The following is an 18,784-nucleotide window of genomic DNA, read 5'->3' as shown; positions in this document are numbered from 1 at the left end:
TATAAAGCTCTCCTATCTTGGTACTTCTACCATAATATAAGCTTCCACTTTATCTTCTTCCTGAATATCGTTAAAGTCCTCAAATACAAGACCACATTCATATCCTGCTTTTACTTCTTTTACGTCATCTTTGAAACGTTTTAAGGAAGCAAGATTTCCTTCATAAATCTGTTCTTCGCCTCTTGTAATACGAACTTTACAGTTTCTCTGGAAGATACCGTCTAATACATAACCACCTGCGATAGTACCGACTCCGGAAGCTTTGAATGTCTGACGAACTTCTGCATGACCAATTACTTTTTCTTCGTATACAGGATCAAGCATACCTTTCATAGCTGCTTCTACATCTTCGATTGCCTGATAAATAACTTTATACAGACGTACATCTACGCCCTCCTGGTCTGCAATTGTTTTTGCAGTCGCATCCGGACGTACATTAAATCCGATAATGATGGCATTTGATGCACTTGCAAGAGAAACATCAGATTCTGTGATTGCACCAACTCCACCGTGGATTACTTTTACTACAACTTCTTCATTAGAGAGTTTAACAAGACTCTGTTTTACCGCTTCTACAGAACCCTGTACATCGGCTTTTACAATAATTGGCAATTCTTTTAAGTTACCGGCCTGAATCTGGGAGAATAAATCATCCAGAGACATTTTTGCTTTTGTTTCTTCAAGCAGACGATTCTTGTTTTCAGAAACGAAGGTAGCAGCAAAGCTTTTCGCTTCTTTATCATTTTCTGTTGCAACTAAGATTTCACCTGCATTTGGAACATCGCTTAAACCAAGAATTTCAACCGGTGTAGACGGACCTGCCTCTTTTACTCTCTTTCCTTTATCATCCATCATCGCACGTACTTTACCGGAGCATGCACCTGCTGCAATGGAGTCACCAACTTTTAAAGTACCTTTCTGTACTAAAATTGTTGCAACCGGACCTTTTCCTTTATCCAGTTCGGCTTCAATAACAAGACCTCTTGCTCTTCTCTTTGGATTTGCTTTTAATTCTTCTACTTCTGCTGTTAACAGAATCATCTCTAAGAGGGTATCAATTCCTTCTCCTGTGTGTGCGGAAACCGGAACAAAGATTGTGCTTCCACCCCAGTCTTCCGGAATTAATTCATACTCGGATAATTCCTGTTTTACACGTTCTACATTTGCGCTTGGTTTATCAATCTTGTTGATTGCAACAATGATTTCTACTCCAGCGGCTTTTGCATGGTTAATTGCTTCAATTGTCTGAGGCATAACACCATCATCTGCTGCAACGACAAGAATTGCAATATCTGTTGCATTTGCACCACGCATACGCATTGCGGTAAACGCTTCATGTCCCGGTGTGTCTAAGAAAGTAATCTTCTGTCCGTTGATTGTTACAACGTAAGCACCAATATGCTGTGTGATACCACCTGCTTCTCGGTCTGTAACATGAGTATTTCTGATACAGTCAAGCAAAGAAGTTTTACCATGGTCAACGTGTCCCATAACACAGACAACCGGCGGTCTTGAAACTAAGAGGCTTTCATCTTCCTCTTCTTCTTTTAAGAGTTCTTCGATGACATCGATTTTTTCTTCCGGTTCTGCAATAATATCATAATCGAGTGCGATTTCCTGTGCTTTTTCAAAATCAATTTCATGGTTTACTGTAACCATGATACCATCCATAAACAGTTTCTTAACGATAACAGATGGCTGCATCTTCATTTTTTCAGCCAGTTCACGGATTGTCATTTTTTCCGGAAGTGTAATTTCCTTTACTTCTTCCTTCTTTTCTTCTACTTTCGGCTGAGTACGTGGTTTCTGAAGTGCTTTTGGAAGTCTCTGGTTTGGTCTTCTTCCTCCACCCTGATTTGGACGTTTTCCGCCTTTGTTATTATTCTGATATTCATCTTTACGAACATCTTTTTTCTTATTGTCTCTGTTTGCCTTACGGCTGTCTTTTTCTACAAACTCTAACTTCGGAACTTCAAATTTGCTTCCTTTGTCATTATTTCTGAATCCACCCTGACGATTGTCATTGTTTCTTACTCCGCCCTGGCGATTGTCATTGTTTCTAAATCCGCCACCCTGACGGTTTTCATTATTTCTTGGTCCACCGCCCTGACGATTGTCATTGTTTCTGTATCCACCTTGGCGATTGTCGTTGTTTCTAAATCCGCCCTGACGATTGTCATTGTTTCTAAATCCACCCTGGCGGCTCTCATTATTTCTTGAGCCACCCTGACGGTTCTCGTTATTTCTGTATCCACCCTGACGGTTCTCGTTGTTTCTTACTCCGCCTTGACGATTGTCATTATTTCTGTATCCGCCCTGACGGTTTTCTCCACGGTTCTCTCCGTTATTATAGCGGTTTGGACGGTCCCCTGTATTTCCCTGACGGTTCTCATTGTTTCTATAATTTCTCTGACGGTTATCGCCTGTATTTCTTCCCTGATTTCTTGTCTGTCCTGACTGTTCATGTCTGTTTTGTGTATTATTTGTATTTTCCGTTTTCATGCCTCCCTGTACCGGATTTTCTCTCTCCGGCTGACGGCTTCCTGCTTTTTTCTCCGGTTTATGACTTGCATTTTGCGGACGAAAAACCTGAATCAGTTTTTTCTTTGGCTTTTCTTCTGATTCCGGCATTGCAGCAGCTGTCACATTCCCCTTTCTAAAATTTGCCCGTACCATTTCTGCATCTTTATCTTCCACGGTACTCATGTGACTTTTCACATCTATATTTTTAGATTTCAAAAAATCCATTACGTCTTTATTGGTTTTTCCAAATTCTTTTGCGAGTTCATGTACTCTTTGTTTTGACATATACCTGCCTCCTTCATTTAGCTACCTGCCTGCTCTAACTTTTTTGTCATGGCCTTTGCAAAATTTTCATCTGTCACTGCGATTAATGCCCGATACTCTTTTCCAATGGCCCTTCCCAATTCCTCCTTTGTTCCGATATTATAAAGCGGTACTTCATAAAACACACACATATCATGAGCACTTTTCTTTGTATTCTTAGAAGCATCTTCTGCTACCAGTACAAGATGTGCTTTTCCCTCTTTCACGTATTTTTCCACGGCGAACTCACCGCTTACCACTTTCCCGGCTTTCATTGCCAGCCCGAGAAGAGACAATTGTTTATTTAGACTCAAGTTTATCAAACTCCTTTTTGAGGCTTTCGTATACATCCGGTGAAATCGGCATTTTCAAAGAACGCTCAATTCCTTTGTTTTTTTCTGCCTTTTCCAGACATTCTTTCTGAAAACAAAGATAAGCGCCTCTTCCGTTTTTACGTCCGGTATCATCTAATACCACTACGTTTTCCGGAGTCTTTAATACGCGAAGCATTTCTTTTTTATTTTTCATTTCACCACACCCTACACATTTACGCATAGGAATCTTTTTTACTGTACCCATGTTCACCTACTCTTCTTCGCTGTCAAAAACTTCACTCTCTGCCTCTGATTCATATTCATCAGCGGATTCTGCATAATTTTTATCTTCCGGATACTCTTCATAAGCTTCTTCGTAAAGCTCATAATCTCCAAGTTCACTTGCCTGTGATTCACTCTTAATATCAATCTTAAATCCTGTCAGTCTTGCTGCCAGTCTTGCATTCTGACCTTCTTTTCCGATTGCAAGTGATAACTGATAATCCGGTACAATTACCTTTGCAGTTTTTGCATCAGGGTCAGCCAATACAGAAATAACCTTTGCCGGACTTAAAGCATTTTCGATTAAGAGTGCAGGATTATCACTCCAGTTGATGATATCAATCTTCTCACCACGAAGTTCTTCTACAATTGCATTGACTCTTGCACCGTTCATTCCGACACATGCACCTACCGGATCTACATCCGGGTCATTGCTCCATACTGCAATTTTGGTACGAGAACCAGCTTCTCTTGCAATACTCTTGATTTCTACTGTTCCATCTTTTACTTCCGTTACTTCTGCTTCAAACAGACGTTTTACCAGCTCCGGATGGGTTCTTGAAACCATAATCTTTGGTCCTTTTGGTGTATCTTTTACTTCCACAATATAGACCTTGATACGTTCAGTCGGCTGGAATACTTCTGTTTTTACCTGTTCATTTTCAGAAAGAATCGCATCTGCTTTTCCAAGGTTAATGCTGTAATTCTTGCCAAGGCTTCTCTGAACAATACCGGTTACAACATCTTTTTCTTTTCCATAATACTGATTGAAAATTACTTTTCTTTCTTCTTCACGGATTTTCTGAAGAATGACATTTTTTGCATTCTGTGTTGCGATTCTTCCAAACTCTTTTGATTTAATTTCTACATTTACCGTATCACCTAAATCATACTGAGAGTTCATTTTCTTTGCATCTTCCAGGCTGATTTCCAATACCGGGTCCAATACTTCTTCTACTACTGTTTTCTCTGCAAATACACCAAACTCACAAGTCTGTGGGTCAATATTTACTTTTATATTATCAGCTTTTCCAAAATGGTTTTTACATGCCTGAATTAAAGACTGTTCAATTGCTTCAAGCAGGGTATCCTTGCTGATAGATTTTTCTTTTTCAAGAACGTTCAGCGCCTCTAGTAACTCAGTATTCATTTTTTATATCCTCCTAAATCTTCTCTTTTTCTTTAAAAATCAAACGCCAGACGAATCAGTGCAATATCTGATTTCTGAAAAGTCTGTTCGCCATCTTCATTTTCAATGGTAACACTGTTTTCATCATAAGATTTTAAAATACCATAAAACTCTTTTTCACGGTTGATTGCACGATACGTTCTGATTTCCAGTTCTTTTCCCATGCTCCGTTTGTAGTCTTTTTCTTTCTTTAATGGTCTGCCAAGTCCCGGGGAACTGACCTCCATAATATAAGCATCATCAATGAAATCCTCTTCATCCAGTTTATCGGAAAATGCACGGCTTACGACTTCACAGTCATCCACTGAAATTCCACCTTCTTTATCAATATAAACTCTGAGATACCAGTTACTTCCCTCTTTTACATACTCTACATCTACCAGTTCAAAATTGTTTGCTTCAATAATCGGAAGCAGTAATGCCTCTGCTTTTTGTTCATAGACTTCTTTCTTGCTCATCTTTTCACCTTCTCTCCCATTTTCCGTTATACAACAAGAGTGGACCTTTTCGGTCCACTCTTATGCTATCGTAGTTATCAAGTTCTTTATCAGCATAACACTATTATTCCCAACTTGCAAGTCTTTTTTACCAATACACCGTAATCAAAAGCTCTGCATCACTGCATCCGATGTTCCACCTGTAGCTGTTTTCTCCATCAAAAGAGTAAAACTCCTGAACTGCCTGTTCAATCAGATTTCCTTCTGCAAGCGCACTGACTGCCTGCTGATAAGCCTCTTCATTTGCAAACTTAAAATCCTCTTTTTCCCGTTTTTCTAAGATAGAAGCTTTTAGTACCTGATAAATCTGTGATTCATCATAAGACTCATACCAGTTCTGATTCTGTTTATAGTAATTATAGCTGTCATCTTTACAGTCAGGAAGCGTGAGATTATCATCCGGTACATGGCTTCTCTCCAGTGTCTGTGCCGTACAGCACAGATATGTGTAAGAGAAATCCTGAATACTATCCTCTTCCGGCACAAATCCGGAACTGCTCCAGGTCGTATCTACATAATAATAATTTTCTCCTATCCGCACCAGATTCCATGCATGCTCCATGTTTTCCGGAATAACTTTTCCTGTTACCAAAGTACAAAAGATTCCATTTCTTACAAGCAGATACTGTGTCGCTTTGGCAAATCCCATACAAACCGTACTTTGATTTAAAAATACACTCTGGATATTCTGATTGTTTTCACTCTCACTGTCATAAAGCACATTCTTCCCAAGAAACTCATAAACATACTTGATTTTATCATATTCGTTTTCACAGTTTGAAAGTTCCTGTGACCATTCCTCCGCTTTTGCTTCTATCTGCCGTTTTGTGTCTTCAATCTCATCTTTTCCCATGTTATAGACCAGATTCAATTCCAGTAAATCCACATCAGAATTTTCTTTTTGATTAAACGAATATTTCTGCTGTTCCAGCCAGAAAATTTCCGGATGATCCACAAAAACCAGATTACTGACTCTGTTAATCTCTTCTTCCGAGCAAGCCTCGACAGTCACAGAATCTTCATAATTTTCAATCCCCGCAAGAATCTGACGGTATCTTGTTTTTTCTTCTTCATTTAGATTCTGATACCCATAAAGAAACGGCTCTTCTTCCGGTGTAATCTCTGCTTCCGGAAGTGTATCCTGTTCTTTTTGTATATCACTGCTTGAGGACATCGGTATCTTGTCTTGGGTACATCCGCATAAGCTAAGTATCAGAACAAGTGTAAAAATCCCAAAACTATTTCGTTTTTTCATAGATTGATTCCTCTCAATTTTTTACACTCTTGTCTTTGTTCCTTTTCCATCTCTCTTTGCCAGTTTCAGCCGATTTAATGAAACGCTCTTGCCCTTATAATCCGCCGTATAATCTGTCCGGTTTTCTAACAAATACGCATGCTCTACTTCATCTTTTGCGCCCAATGTAATTCCTCTTACTCCAAGTGCTGCTTTTTTCTTTAACGGTACTTCTGTTTTCATAAAACGTAAGAAATATCCCTCTTTTGTCTGAAGCACTACATATTCCATTTCATCTGCCGGTTGAACGAAAACGACTTTATCGCCCTCTGCCAGCTTTGTTGCTGTTGTTGTCCTCTTGGAAACCTCAAATTCAGAACCTTCTACTAATTTTACCATTCCAAAAGCAGTTGCAAAAAGCATCCGACTCTGCTTAATCTGATTTAAACTTTCCACATAAACCAGCTGCTCTTTCTTGCTGTCAAAATTGCTGACATTATCAATCGGAACTCCTTTATCTCTCATTTTTCCATAAGGTAAATCTAACACTTTTATAGTATGCAGACATCCGGTATCTGTAAATACACAGATTTTATCGGTATTCATACAATGGAAAATATGGCGGTTTTCCTGATGAATGGTTTCTTTATTTCTTTCATAAACCGACTGATCTACCGTTTTTGCATAGCCAAAACGATCCATCAAAAAGACAACTTCTGCTTCTTCTATTTTCTTTTCTTCGTACACTGCTTCTTTGGCATTTTCTATCTGTGTTTTTCTTGGTTTTCCATAGGCTTTTTTTACTGCCTTTAATTCTTTTATAATCACTGCCGCCATGGAATGATAATGATTTAAGATATCCTCATACTGTGCAATTTTCTTTAAAGTCTCTTCGTGTTCTTTCGTCAGTGCTTCAATTTCAAGCCCGATTAATTTATACAGACGCATGTCTAAAATTGCAGTTGCCTGCTTTTCGGTAAATCCAAGTTTTTTCGCCTGTTTTTCACTGGTTTTCGTGCGGAAACGGATTCCTTCTGTTACGCCGTTTACCAGACAGTTTTTCACCTGTTCCCGATTTTTACTGCCTCTTAAAATTTCAATAATCAAATCAATCACATCGCAGGCTTTGATTAATCCTTCCTGAATTTCCTGTTTTTCTTTTTCTTTGGAAAGCAAGGTGTTATATTTTCGTGTTGTCACTTCAAACTGAAAATCCACATGATGCTCAATAATCTGTTTTAAACTTAAGGTCTCCGGTTTACCATTTGCAACTGCAAGCATGTTGACCCCAAACGTATCTTCCAGACGAGTTTTCTTATATAGCATATTGGTAAGATTTTCAATATCCGTACCTTTTTTTAGTTCCAATACAATACGGATTCCCTCTTTTGAGGACTGGTTTGAGATATCTACAATATCTGTCGTCTTTTTGGATTCCACAAGCCCTGCTACGTCATTTAAAAATTTTCCGATGTTTGCACCAATCATCGTATATGGAATCTCTGTGATAACAAGCAGATTTCTTCCCGCTTTGCCTTTTTCGATTTCCACTTTTCCTCGCAGTTTAATCTTTCCGGTTCCCTTTTCATAAATCGAAAGCAACTCGTCTTTATTGACCACAATTCCCCCTGTCGGAAAATCCGGTCCCTGAATATACTGCATCAGTTCTTCATTTGTAATTTCGTTGTTTTTCATATAGGCAATGACGCCATCTACCACTTCATTTAAATTGTGAGGCGGAATACTTGTCGCCATACCAACCGCAATTCCGTCTGCTCCGTTTAAAAGCAGATTCGGAACACGCACCGGGAGCACTTCCGGCTCTTTTTCTGTCTCATCAAAATTTGAAACAAAATCAACCACGTCTTTATCTAAGTCATTTAAATATACTTCCTGTGTAATCTTCTCAAGACGCGCTTCCGTATAACGCATGGCGGCTGCGCCATCTCCCTCAATCGAGCCAAAGTTTCCGTGACCATCTACCAAAGCCTGTCCCTTTTTAAATTCCTGTGCCATGACAACAAGAGCATCATAGATGGAACTGTCTCCATGTGGATGGTATTTACCCATCGTATCTCCGACAATACGGGCACATTTACGATACGGTCTGTCATAACGGATTCCTAATTCATACATATCATAAAGTGTTCTTCTTTGTACGGGTTTTAATCCATCTCTGACATCCGGAAGCGCTCTTGATACAATGACACTCATCGCATAATCAATATATGATTTCTGCATAATTTCCGAATATTCAGTTCTGATAATATTATCTGCGTTTGCCATTTTCTTTCCCCCTATACATCGAGTTCTGCATCTTGTGCATGTTCATAGATAAATGCCTTTCTCGGCGGCACTTCTGTTCCCATCAGGATTTCTGTAATATCAGATGCCATTCTTGCATCTTCAATTTCTACTAATTTTAACAATCTGGTTTCCGGATTCAAGGTTGTCTCCCACAGTTGCTGTGCATCCATCTCTCCAAGACCTTTATATCGCTGTAAGGTAAAAGCACCTTTATGTGTCTTTCGATAACGCTCCAATGCCTTATCATCGTATAAATACTCTTCTTTTCCTCTTGCCGGCATAGCCTTGTATAGAGGCGGCATGGCAATATAGACATGTCCCTCGTAAATTAATTCCGGCATAAAGCGGTAAAATAAGGTCAGAAGCAACGTAGAAATATGCGCTCCATCCACATCGGCATCCGCCATGATAATAATCTTGTCATATCTTAACTTCTTAATATCAAAATCATTTCCATATCCTTCGGAAAATCCACAGCCAAATGCGTTAATCATAGTCTTGATTTCTGCATTTGCCAGCACCTTATCAATGCTTGCTTTTTCTACATTTAAAATCTTTCCGCGAATCGGAAGAATCGCCTGAAAACTTCTGTCCCTTGCAGTTTTTGCACTTCCACCTGCGGAATCACCCTCTACGATGAAAATCTCACAGATAGATGGATCTCTCTTTTCACAGTTTGCAAGTTTTCCATTGGAATCAAAAGAATATTTCTGTTTTGTCAACAGATTCGTCTTTGCTTTTTCTTCTGTTTTTCTGATTTTTGCAGATTTTTCCGCACAGGCAAGAATGTTTTTCAAGGTTTCAAGATTACGGTCCATATATAAAACCAGTTCTTCTCCGGTTACTTTTCCGGTTGCCTTTGAAGCGTCCTGATTATCCAGTTTTGTCTTCGTCTGTCCTTCAAATCTTGGAGCCGGATGTTTAATGGATACCACTGCCGTCATTCCGTTTCGGATATCTGCGCCGGTAAAGTTTGCATCTTTTTCCTTTAAAATTCCAAGCTCTCTTGCATAACTGTTCATTACAGAAGTAAAGGTTGTCTTAAATCCGGTCAAATGTGTTCCGCCTTCTGCATTGTAAATATTGTTACAAAAGCCTAAGACATTTTCACGAAATTCATTGATATACTGAAATGCTACTTCTACCGTAATTCCATCCGATTCACCTTTAAAATAAACCGGCTCATGAATGACTTCACATTTCTTATTCATATCTTTAATAAATCCAACGATTCCATCCGGTTCATGATAAGTAATTTCTTCGACTTCTTCACCTCTTTTATCACTAAAATGAATCGTAAGATTCGGGTTTAAGTATGCAGTCTCATGCAGACGGCTCTTTACTTCCGTCGCTGAAAATTTGGTTTTTTCAAAAATTTCAGGATCCGGTAAAAAATTTACCTCTGTTCCGGTTTCCCTTGTTTTTCCAAGAGTTGGAAGCAGCCCATCTTCCAACTCAATTGTCGGGATACCTCTCTCATAATGGTCATGATGCACATAGCCTTCTCTGCTGACTTTGATATCCAAATACGTGGATAAGGCGTTAACAACAGAAGAACCAACTCCGTGCAGACCTCCACTTGTCTTATAAGCGGAATTATCAAATTTACCTCCTGCATGAAGTGTCGTAAATACCAGTCGTTCTGCTGAAATTCCTTTTTCATGCATTCCAACAGGTATGCCTCGACCATTATCTCTAATTGTAGCAGAACCATCTTTTTCAAGCGTTACAAAAATATTACTACAATATCCGGCAAGATGTTCATCCACCGCATTATCTACAATTTCGTAAATCAGATGATTTAACCCTTTTCTTGAAACACTTCCAATATACATACCCGGACGCTTACGCACCGCTTCTAATCCTTCAAGAACTGTAATACTACTGGCATCGTAAGTATTCTTTTTTGCCATTTCTATTTCATTTCCTTTCTTTTTCTGTCTTTATTTTAATTTTTCTCTTCAACACCTCTTGATATACCACGCCTGCAAGCAGTCCACAGATTACTCCAATTCCAATCCCTGCTAACACATCTGTCGGAAAATGTACATATAAATACAGTCTTGAAAATGCAATCAAAACTGCCAGAATAAATGCACAGACTCCTGCTTTTTTATTCACATGAAAGATTGCCGTTGCAGAAGCAAACGATGCCTGTGTATGACCAGACGGGAACGAATAATCTTTTGGCATTGCAACTAAAAGGTGCACCGATTCATTTATCCAGCATGGACGCTCTCTTGCAACCAATGGCTTTAACATCAGATTTGCAAAAAGTGCAGAAAAACATAATGCCGTCAAAATCAGGATTCCTGTCTTTCTGTATTTTTTTGTAAAGAGTAATAAAACTCCCAAAGCAATCCAGAACCATCCTGCATCTCCCAAAAATGTCACACCTACCATAAGTTTATCTAAAACAGGTGTATGTATGCATTGTAATGCATCGAGCAATGTAAATTCCCAGCTCATTTTTCTCATTTCCTTTCTCTTAAAAATGCCGCTGATTCTATGTTCAGATTTTTACGCGCTATTTTTCTATCATATCCTATTTCGTCTTGTTTTTCAATTTCAAAAATTGTATGGATTAAAATACAATATTTTTCAAAAAAATGCTTGCTTTTTTATTATTTTATGTGTATTATAAGTGAGTACGGTTCGTTGGTCAAGCGGTTAAGACGTCGCCCTCTCACGGCGAAAACAGGGGTTCGATTCCCCTACGAACTGCTGAGTTGAAAGCATGAAGAATTAGTCTTCGTGCTTTTTTTATGCTCTATTGACAGACATTTTAGATTTCGATACACTGTATTTGAATCTCTGTTTTATTGAGAAGATTTTTGAAAAAAGAAAGGATTTTTTATTATGTCACAGTTGGACACAAATGAAAACAAAATGGGCGTACTTCCGATTCCGAAGCTTCTGCTTCAGATGTCTCTGCCTATGATGCTCTCTATGCTTGTTCAGGCACTTTATAATGTAGTTGACAGTATTTTTGTTGCCCGCATTAATGAAAATGCCCTGACCGCTGTTTCTCTGGTTTTTCCGGTTCAAAATCTGATGATTGCAATCGCAGTCGGCACCGGAGTCGGTGTCAATGCGGTATTATCACGAAGCCTTGGCGAAAAAGATTTTCATACTGCCAATGAATCAGCCAAAAATGGAATCTTTCTGGCACTCATCAGCAGTATTATTTTTGCACTGATTGGAAATCTTGCGGCGACCTTTTTCTTTCACATCCAGACTGATGATGCTCAAATCCGCCAGTACGGTATTTCCTATATGACCATCATCTCTACGATGTGTATTGCAGTTTATATGCAGGTTATGATGGAACGACTCTTACAGTCTACCGGTCGTACCTTTTATACCATGATTTCTCAGGGCACAGGCGCTATCATCAACATCATCTTAGACCCGATTTTAATTTTCGGATTATTCGGTATGCCACGCCTCGGCGTTTCCGGTGCTGCCATTGCAACTGTCTGTGGACAGATTTGCGGAGCACTTTTAGCCTTTGCCTTTAACATCAAAGTAAATACAGACATCAACCTGAATATGAAAGGCTTCCGCCCAAACAAAAAAATTATCGGTACGATTTATTCGGTTGGTGTTCCATCCATTGTCATGCAGGCAATCGGTTCGGTTATGACATTTGGAATGAACAAAATCTTAATTCAGTTTACTTCCACTGCCACTGCAGTCTTTGGTGTTTACTTTAAACTCAACAGCTTTATTTTTATGCCAATTTTCGGTCTCAATAACGGTATGGTTCCAATCGTTGCTTATAACTACGGAGCCAAAAACAAAAAACGAATTACGCACACAATTCGCTTAAGTATTGTCAGTGCAATCTGCATTATGCTTTTGGGGCTTGCATTATTTATGATATTCCCGGCTCAGCTTTTAGGATTATTTAATGCTTCAGGCTCTATGCTTCAAATTGGTGTTCCGGCGCTCAGAATTATCTGCTTAAGTTTCACCTTTGCAGGATTTTGTATCGTTGTCGGTTCTGTCTTTCAGGCACTTGGAAACGGCATATACAGTTTAATTATCTCTGCCACACGACAGCTTTTAATTATTCTTCCAGTTGCCGCACTGCTTGCAAAACTTGGTGGTCTCTCCGCTGTCTGGTGGGCAATTCCGATTGCAGAAATTGCATCTGTTCTTTTAAGTACATTTTTCTTCCGGAAAATTTATAAAGAAAAAATTGCACCACTTGGGAAAGCTTAATATTTTAAACTAAAAAACTGCTGTTAAGTTGAACGATAACTTGACAGCAGTTTTTTTGATTGAATTTGGCTGGGTGTCAAGTAGCAGTCAGTTCCAAAATCAATATGAACCATACCACCTACTTCACTTTTTCATTAGCTTATCACAAGTTTCTGCCTGTTCCCTTAATACACGAATCAGCAGCTGGTATTCACTGACATCATCAAAAATACCATTGCAGAGGTCTTTTATTGCTTTTGCCTCTTCCAGGACTTTTCAATCCTACTTAAGGTATCCTCACTGCGGCTGTGGTAGATAAATAGTGGTATCATTTGTAACAAAAGACATCGTAAGACCTCCCAGATAAGTTCTGGTTATATTTTAACAGATAATGGATGATATGGGTATGGTATCATGTGTTAAATTTTCAAGGTACAAATCTAACTGAATAGGTACGAGCTTTTGACGCTTAAATCATTATATAGTAATATATTTAAAAAGCTTGACCTTAAATAACAAAATATGGTATATTTTAATCAGAGGTTTTGTTGTATGCAACCAATGTTAGTCTAGTATAACTACGTAAATTTTTTATTATAAAAATACTAGTGACAAAATTAAATTTGTCACTCACATCTTATTATTAAATATAAGCACAAATACAAATATTAGTAGCTGAAATATTAAAAAGATTATAAATGAGGTCATTATGAAAAAAAAACTTGCAGTCATCATCATTTTTATATTTGGAATATTTATAGTAGTAGGAAACTTGTGTAAACCAACAGATTTCAGTATAGAAGGTAAAGTTATAGAAAAATATGAGAAAGCATTTCTGTTAGAAACAGATACCTCCGATAAAATACTTTGTAATTGTCCGAAAAATTATGATATTTCACAACTAGAAATCAATGATAAAATTACGGTTTATTTCAATGGTAAAATCTTAGAAACTTATCCCGCACAAATAAAAAAAACAACCAAAATCAAAAAATAATTAAAAATTCTTGCAAACAAGAGAGGAGGTTGTATGAAACAAATTCGATTACTTTTTCTTGGAGTGATACTTAGTATTATGACATCTATAAGTGTATTTGCAAATAGCAATGTGGTAGAAACCGAAATCGAACAAAAAAATTGTCAGGATATAAGCAAAAATATGGAAACCGGAGAAATTCTTTTAAATGAGATACCTACAACTTTAAATAATCCCAGTAGTGGAACTACAGATTCTTTTATACCAAGTGGAATAAAAGAAGATAAGCCTTTAACAAGAGAAATCATTGGAAAAGATAACAGATATAAAATAACAGATACTACTACTTTTCCTAACTCAGCAATTTGCTATGCAGAAATGAAATTTCCTAATTCAGATAGCATTTACGTTGGAACTGCTTGGATGTATGGCAATCGTGTTGCAGTAACAGCAGGGCATTGTGTATATGACTCATCATTAGGCGGATGGGCTGAATGGGTTAGAATATACCCTGGAAGCAATGGAAGTGAATCTCCATATGGAGTCTATTATGCATCTGTGTTACATACTGATACTAAGTATGTAAAGTCAGAAAATTCCAACTATGATTGGGGGCTTTTAGAATTCACTTCAAACATAGGCTCTCAAACAGGATACTTTGGTGCTTCATGGACAACTGACAGTTTAGTAGGAACATGGGTTGTATTAAGAGGATATCCAGCGGAAAAATCTGCTTGTTTATGGACAATGAGTGGAAAAATTGCAACCAGTGGTACTTTTAAATTAGGATATTATATAGATAGTACAGGCGGACAAAGTGGCTCACCAATATACAAAGTAACTAATGGAAATTATCAAAGCCTTGGCATTCATACAAATTATTCACCTACAAATGAATATAATGAAGCAGAACGAATTGATAAATCATTGTTTGAAATCATGAATCAATATAGATAAGATACAATATATTAATGGTTGTTGTTTGCAAGAATTGATTATTCAAAAATTCTGAAATTTGATGCTACATGTTAAATTCCAGAATTTTTTTGTATAATAAAAAAGGTAAAACATTAGCTGATGCTAATTAATATCACTAATGTTTTACCTTTTTATCATACCAAAATCCAGAAAAAAATAATTTCTGCACACTACTTCTTACTCTGCTTACTCTATTTTTATTCTTCCGGTGCTTCTGCCGGAACGAAAATCCGTTTATCTGCCGCAGTTTCCGGCAGTTTGATTTTTGCTCTTCTGGTTGCTTCTTCACAGAAAAAGTCCTGTGAATTTAGCAGCATTTTGCCTCGTTTATCTACTTTCTCATACGTGCCATCCGGCTGAAGAATATGTGCTTTTACATTATCTTCCAATTGAATCTGTAAGATATGTTTCACTTCTTCTTTTAACTGTTCATCTTCTACCGGAAATACAATTTCGACACGTTTGTCTAAGTTTCTTGGCATCCAGTCTGCACTTCCCATAAAGATTTCTTCATTTCCATCGCTGTAGAAATAGAAAATCCGGCTGTGTTCCAGAAAGTTTCCAACAATCGAACGTACGGTAATGTTTTCGCTGATTCCCGGAATTCCCACTTTCAGACAGCAGATTCCTCGTACAATCAAGTCAATCTTTACACCTGCGGCACTTGCCGCATATAACGCTGCAATAATTCCTCTATCGCAAAGAGAATTCATTTTCGCCACAATTCTGGCTTTTCGTCCTTCTAATGCATTTTTTCTTTCGATTTCAATTAAATGAAGAAATCTGTCTCGCATCCATAGCGGTGCTACCACTAATTTATTCCAGGTTCTCGGTTCTGAATATCCGGAAAGCATATTAAAGACTGCCGTTGCATCCTCTCCGATTCTTGCAGAACAAGTCAAAATACCACAATCTGTATATAATTTTGCAGTCGAATCATTATAGTTTCCGGTTCCCAGATGCACATATCTGCGAATTCCATTTTCTTCTCTTCTTACTACCAGTGTAATCTTACTGTGGGTCTTTAATCCAATGACTCCATAAATAACATGACAGCCTGCTTTTTCAAGCATTTTTGCCCAGACAATATTATTTTCTTCATCAAATCTTGCCTTTAATTCCACCAGTACCGTAACCTGTTTTCCATTTTCTGCCGCCTGCGCAAGTGCTTTGATAATCGGTGAATTTCCGCTGACACGGTACAGGGTCTGTTTAATTGCCAGTACATTCGGGTCTTTTGCCGCCTGCTGTACAAAATCTACAACCGGATAGAAGGTCATATAAGGATGATGCAGTAAAATATCTCCCTGTCGGATCTGGGTAAAGATATCCTCATCATTCATCATTGCCGGAACCTGCGCCGGTACATAAGGCTTGGTTTTAAATTCATCAAAACCGGAAAGCCCATACATTTTCATCAAGAATGTCAAATCCAGCGGACCATTAATCTTGAAGATATCCTCATCTTTAATCTGAAATTCCTCTTCCAAAATCTTTAACAGTCTCTCATCCATCCGCTCTTCCACTTCCAGACGAATGACCTCACCCCACTGTCTCTTCTTTAACTGTTTCTGGATTTCCTTTAATAAGTCTGCTGCCTCATCTTCATCAATTGTAAGGTCTGCATTTCGCATAATCCGGTAAGGGCAGGTACAAACCACAGCATTACTTAAAAACAGTTTATTGATATTTCGCTCAATTACTTCTTCCAGTAAAATCACAACCGTATTTCCATCTTTATCATCCGGAAGCTGTACAATTCTTGGAAGTACCGATGGCACCTGAACCGTTGCAAACTCCAACTCTTCTTTCCCTTTTTTATCTTTTTTGGAAATTAATGCACCGATATTTAACGTTTTATTTCGAATCAATGGAAATGGTCTCGCAGAATCCATCGCCATCGGAGTCAGTACCGGATACACTTCATCTTCAAAAAAGGTATCGACAAACTCCTGCTGCTCTTTGGTTAAGTTTTCATGATGCTCTACTACTTTTAAACCAATCTTTTTCAGTGCCGGCAAAAGAGAACGATTGTAGGTATTGTACTGTGTATCTACCAGTTCCTTTGTTACTTTTGAAAGTGCTTTTAATTGCTCTTTTGCAGTCATTCCCGCAATATCCGTTTTGGTATATTTTGCATGCACCATATCTTTTAAAGAAGCAACACGAATCATAAAAAATTCATCTAGGTTCGATGCCGTAATACTCAAAAATTTTAATCGTTCAAACAACGGCAGACTCTTATCTCTCGCCTCACTCAAAACACGCTCATTAAATTTTACCCAGCTCAATTCACGGTTGGTATAATATTCCGGCTTTGTATATTCTTTTTCGTTCCATTGCATTTTTTCCACCTACTTTCTCTTTTTCCGACGTAATACAGGACGAATATTGAACATTTCTTCAAAGAAATCTGCTTTCTGTGTCAGCAGCCCCTCCTCCAACAATAAGTTCTCCTGTGTATCAATCACAAGTACCAGCTCTTTATCCTGAAGCTGTACTTTTATATTCTCTGCTTTTTGTTTATGACTTCGATCCAGTGCATTCGCTACTCTTAAAATCGCAGTCAGCTTTCCAATTATCATATACGTATCTCGGTCAATGGTGCTCTTTGAATCCGCTTCGCCATAATATTTAAATGGCTCATTATTAAAACGCACTATATTTGCAATCATCTCTCGCTCAGCGTGCGAAAGCCCGATAATTTCGGTCGACATAATAATCTCATACGAACATTTTGCGACTTCACTCATGCTGATATATTTTCCACAATCATGCAAAATGACTGCGATCTGCAAAAGCAGGCGCTCTCTTGGTCCCATTCCATGCACTCTTCTCATACTGTCAAAAATCGTCTCTGCAACCTTTAACACGGCACGCACATGGCTCTTACTGCTCATATAACGTTTTGCAATATTTTGTGCACAAGCTAAAATATCGTTTTCAAAATTATGGGTACTACGAATCAAACGTCTGCCCTGTGCATAATCATAAGCAATTCCGTCATTTAACTGTGTTCCCGGAACCCATAGATTCTGTGCCTCCATCTCATCTACAAAGACACGATAAATGATCAAAGCCGGAACCAGGATACTTGCATATTCCAGCGTGATTCCAAGTTCTACGGATAATTGCTCTGCGGATTTATGCACGATTCTCTCATACATCTCCATAAAAACTGCTTTACTGATGGTGCGATTTTCTCCCATTCCATAATCGCTCACCAGCAATTTTTCCATAAAGAAATCTCCCAATAAAATAATATTATCTACTTTTCGCTCTTTTAAATGAAGTTTCTTAAAACTTAAAATGTCATTATGAATTAACTCTTCTACTAATTTTTCATAATAAATAGTTTCTTTTTCGACAGAGAGCAGACGCTCACGGATACGAAGACTTCCCATCTTAAAATTCTGAGTTGTCACAAGCGTATCTTTATCAAATAATGAAATCTGTACATTTCCACCGCCGATTTCTATAATTGCAGTCCCTTTCTGAATAATTTTTGAAAAATCTGCTTCCTTAGCTGCAATCGATTTATATCCAAAAAATCTCTGCTCAGAGTTACTTAAAATTTCAACTCGGATTCCGGTTCTTTGATAAACCTGCTCCAGTACGATCCAGACATTTCTTGCTTCCTGAAGGGTACTTGTCGCACATGCACGGTAAGAAGTCACTTTATACTCTTTCATAATTCTGGAAAAATCTCCGAGTACTTCTCCTAATCGCTGTGCAGACTCATAACTAATTTTTCCATTGGTATAAGTATCATGTCCCAGCTCGATTCTGCTACGCACTTCATCTATCTTTTCAATTCCGATTTTTGGAGAAATCTGATAGATATCCATACTGACTTCGTAAGAACCGACATCAATTGCCGCAAATATTGTTACTGCCATTTTTCCACCGCCTTACATTAGTTTGCTGTTTAATTATATCGTTGTAAGTTGTTGTTTTCTTCTAATCTCTGTTAAA

14 protein-coding genes and 1 tRNA gene are annotated in these 18,784 nt (G+C 38.1%); 4 read left to right on the top strand and 11 right to left on the bottom strand.

Annotated features, from left to right (window positions below; translation table 11 throughout):
• Positions 1-12 precede the first annotated feature (12 nt).
• From infB to ACYQ2D_RS15385, 9 genes are all read right to left on the bottom strand, one after another.
• Complete coding sequence (infB, locus tag ACYQ2D_RS15425) at positions 13-2,808, bottom strand: translation initiation factor IF-2 (protein WP_459786063.1); 2,796 nt, start codon at positions 2,806-2,808, stop codon at positions 13-15.
• A 17-nt stretch (positions 2,809-2,825) separates the two neighbouring features.
• Entirely contained in the window at positions 2,826-3,176 is a 351-nt protein-coding gene (locus tag ACYQ2D_RS15420; protein WP_459786062.1) for a L7Ae/L30e/S12e/Gadd45 family ribosomal protein, read from the bottom strand.
• On the bottom strand, positions 3,127-3,405 hold the full coding sequence (rnpM, locus tag ACYQ2D_RS15415; RefSeq protein ID WP_187559207.1) for an RNase P modulator RnpM: 279 nt from the start codon (positions 3,403-3,405) through the stop codon (positions 3,127-3,129). The genes ACYQ2D_RS15420 and rnpM overlap by 50 nt, the downstream gene beginning before the upstream one ends.
• Positions 3,406-3,411: 6 nt before the next feature.
• Positions 3,412-4,572, bottom strand: coding sequence for a transcription termination factor NusA (gene nusA, locus ACYQ2D_RS15410; protein WP_459786060.1), 1,161 nt, complete (start codon positions 4,570-4,572; stop codon positions 3,412-3,414).
• A gap of 32 nt (positions 4,573-4,604) precedes the next feature.
• Positions 4,605-5,069, bottom strand: a complete 465-nt coding sequence (locus tag ACYQ2D_RS15405; RefSeq protein ID WP_459786058.1) for a ribosome maturation factor RimP — start codon at positions 5,067-5,069, stop codon at positions 4,605-4,607.
• A 127-nt stretch (positions 5,070-5,196) separates the two neighbouring features.
• The gene (locus ACYQ2D_RS15400; protein ID WP_459786057.1) at positions 5,197-6,363 is read right to left on the bottom strand and encodes a transglutaminase domain-containing protein; all 1,167 of its coding nucleotides are present in this window, start codon (positions 6,361-6,363) and stop codon (positions 5,197-5,199) included.
• 21 nt (positions 6,364-6,384) lie between these two features.
• Entirely contained in the window at positions 6,385-8,628 is a 2,244-nt protein-coding gene (locus tag ACYQ2D_RS15395; protein ID WP_459786056.1) for a DNA gyrase/topoisomerase IV subunit A, read from the bottom strand.
• 11 nt (positions 8,629-8,639) lie between these two features.
• Positions 8,640-10,562 (bottom strand): DNA gyrase/topoisomerase IV subunit B, encoded by a 1,923-nt coding sequence (locus ACYQ2D_RS15390; protein ID WP_459786054.1) that lies wholly within the window; start codon positions 10,560-10,562, stop codon positions 8,640-8,642.
• 7 nt (positions 10,563-10,569) lie between these two features.
• A complete protein-coding gene (locus ACYQ2D_RS15385; RefSeq protein WP_022304784.1) occupies positions 10,570-11,118 on the bottom strand; it encodes a phosphatase PAP2 family protein in 549 nt (182 codons plus the stop codon).
• Positions 11,119-11,301: 183 nt separating this feature from the next.
• On the opposite strand from ACYQ2D_RS15385, the gene ACYQ2D_RS15380 reads away from it, so the two are divergent.
• The 4 genes from ACYQ2D_RS15380 to ACYQ2D_RS15365 all read left to right on the top strand — a co-directional run bounded on the left by ACYQ2D_RS15380 (position 11,302) and on the right by ACYQ2D_RS15365 (position 14,788).
• A tRNA-Glu gene (locus tag ACYQ2D_RS15380) sits at positions 11,302-11,373 on the top strand.
• A 135-nt stretch (positions 11,374-11,508) separates the two neighbouring features.
• Entirely contained in the window at positions 11,509-12,876 is a 1,368-nt protein-coding gene (locus ACYQ2D_RS15375) for an MATE family efflux transporter (protein ID WP_022304783.1), read from the top strand.
• 688 nt (positions 12,877-13,564) lie between these two features.
• Complete coding sequence (locus ACYQ2D_RS15370) at positions 13,565-13,852, top strand: DUF3221 domain-containing protein (RefSeq protein WP_117457636.1); 288 nt, start codon at positions 13,565-13,567, stop codon at positions 13,850-13,852.
• A gap of 33 nt (positions 13,853-13,885) precedes the next feature.
• The gene (locus ACYQ2D_RS15365; protein ID WP_117457637.1) at positions 13,886-14,788 is read left to right on the top strand and encodes a trypsin-like serine peptidase; all 903 of its coding nucleotides are present in this window, start codon (positions 13,886-13,888) and stop codon (positions 14,786-14,788) included.
• 218 nt (positions 14,789-15,006) lie between these two features.
• Here the strand turns inward: ACYQ2D_RS15365 and ACYQ2D_RS15360 are convergent, their stop codons facing one another.
• Both ACYQ2D_RS15360 and ACYQ2D_RS15355 read right to left on the bottom strand, forming a co-directional pair.
• Positions 15,007-17,154, bottom strand: a complete 2,148-nt coding sequence (locus tag ACYQ2D_RS15360; RefSeq protein WP_459786196.1) for an RNA degradosome polyphosphate kinase — start codon at positions 17,152-17,154, stop codon at positions 15,007-15,009.
• Between the two features lie 9 nt (positions 17,155-17,163).
• A complete protein-coding gene (locus tag ACYQ2D_RS15355) occupies positions 17,164-18,708 on the bottom strand; it encodes a Ppx/GppA phosphatase family protein (RefSeq protein WP_459786053.1) in 1,545 nt (514 codons plus the stop codon).
• Positions 18,709-18,784 lie beyond the last annotated feature (76 nt).

The sequence above is a fragment of the Blautia stercoris genome (genome assembly GCF_054657695.1).
This window is presented reverse-complemented; position numbering and strand designations above follow the sequence as displayed.

Bases quoted from the DNA above. Each gene is read 5' to 3' on its own strand.
- infB (WP_459786063.1), bottom strand. From the start codon at position 2,808: ATGTCAAAACAAAGAGTACATGAACTCGCAAAAGAATTTGGAAAAACC.
- ACYQ2D_RS15420 (WP_459786062.1), bottom strand. From the start codon at position 3,176: ATGTATACGAAAGCCTCAAAAAGGAGTTTGATAAACTTGAGTCTAAAT.
- rnpM (WP_187559207.1), bottom strand. From the start codon at position 3,405: ATGGGTACAGTAAAAAAGATTCCTATGCGTAAATGTGTAGGGTGTGGT.
- nusA (WP_459786060.1), bottom strand. From the start codon at position 4,572: ATGAATACTGAGTTACTAGAGGCGCTGAACGTTCTTGAAAAAGAAAAA.
- ACYQ2D_RS15405 (WP_459786058.1), bottom strand. From the start codon at position 5,069: ATGAGCAAGAAAGAAGTCTATGAACAAAAAGCAGAGGCATTACTGCTT.
- ACYQ2D_RS15400 (WP_459786057.1), bottom strand. From the start codon at position 6,363: ATGAAAAAACGAAATAGTTTTGGGATTTTTACACTTGTTCTGATACTT.
- ACYQ2D_RS15395 (WP_459786056.1), bottom strand. From the start codon at position 8,628: ATGGCAAACGCAGATAATATTATCAGAACTGAATATTCGGAAATTATG.
- ACYQ2D_RS15390 (WP_459786054.1), bottom strand. From the start codon at position 10,562: ATGGCAAAAAAGAATACTTACGATGCCAGTAGTATTACAGTTCTTGAA.
- ACYQ2D_RS15385 (WP_022304784.1), bottom strand. From the start codon at position 11,118: ATGAGCTGGGAATTTACATTGCTCGATGCATTACAATGCATACATACA.
- ACYQ2D_RS15375 (WP_022304783.1), top strand. From the start codon at position 11,509: ATGTCACAGTTGGACACAAATGAAAACAAAATGGGCGTACTTCCGATT.
- ACYQ2D_RS15370 (WP_117457636.1), top strand. From the start codon at position 13,565: ATGAAAAAAAAACTTGCAGTCATCATCATTTTTATATTTGGAATATTT.
- ACYQ2D_RS15365 (WP_117457637.1), top strand. From the start codon at position 13,886: ATGAAACAAATTCGATTACTTTTTCTTGGAGTGATACTTAGTATTATG.
- ACYQ2D_RS15360 (WP_459786196.1), bottom strand. From the start codon at position 17,154: ATGCAATGGAACGAAAAAGAATATACAAAGCCGGAATATTATACCAAC.
- ACYQ2D_RS15355 (WP_459786053.1), bottom strand. From the start codon at position 18,708: ATGGCAGTAACAATATTTGCGGCAATTGATGTCGGTTCTTACGAAGTC.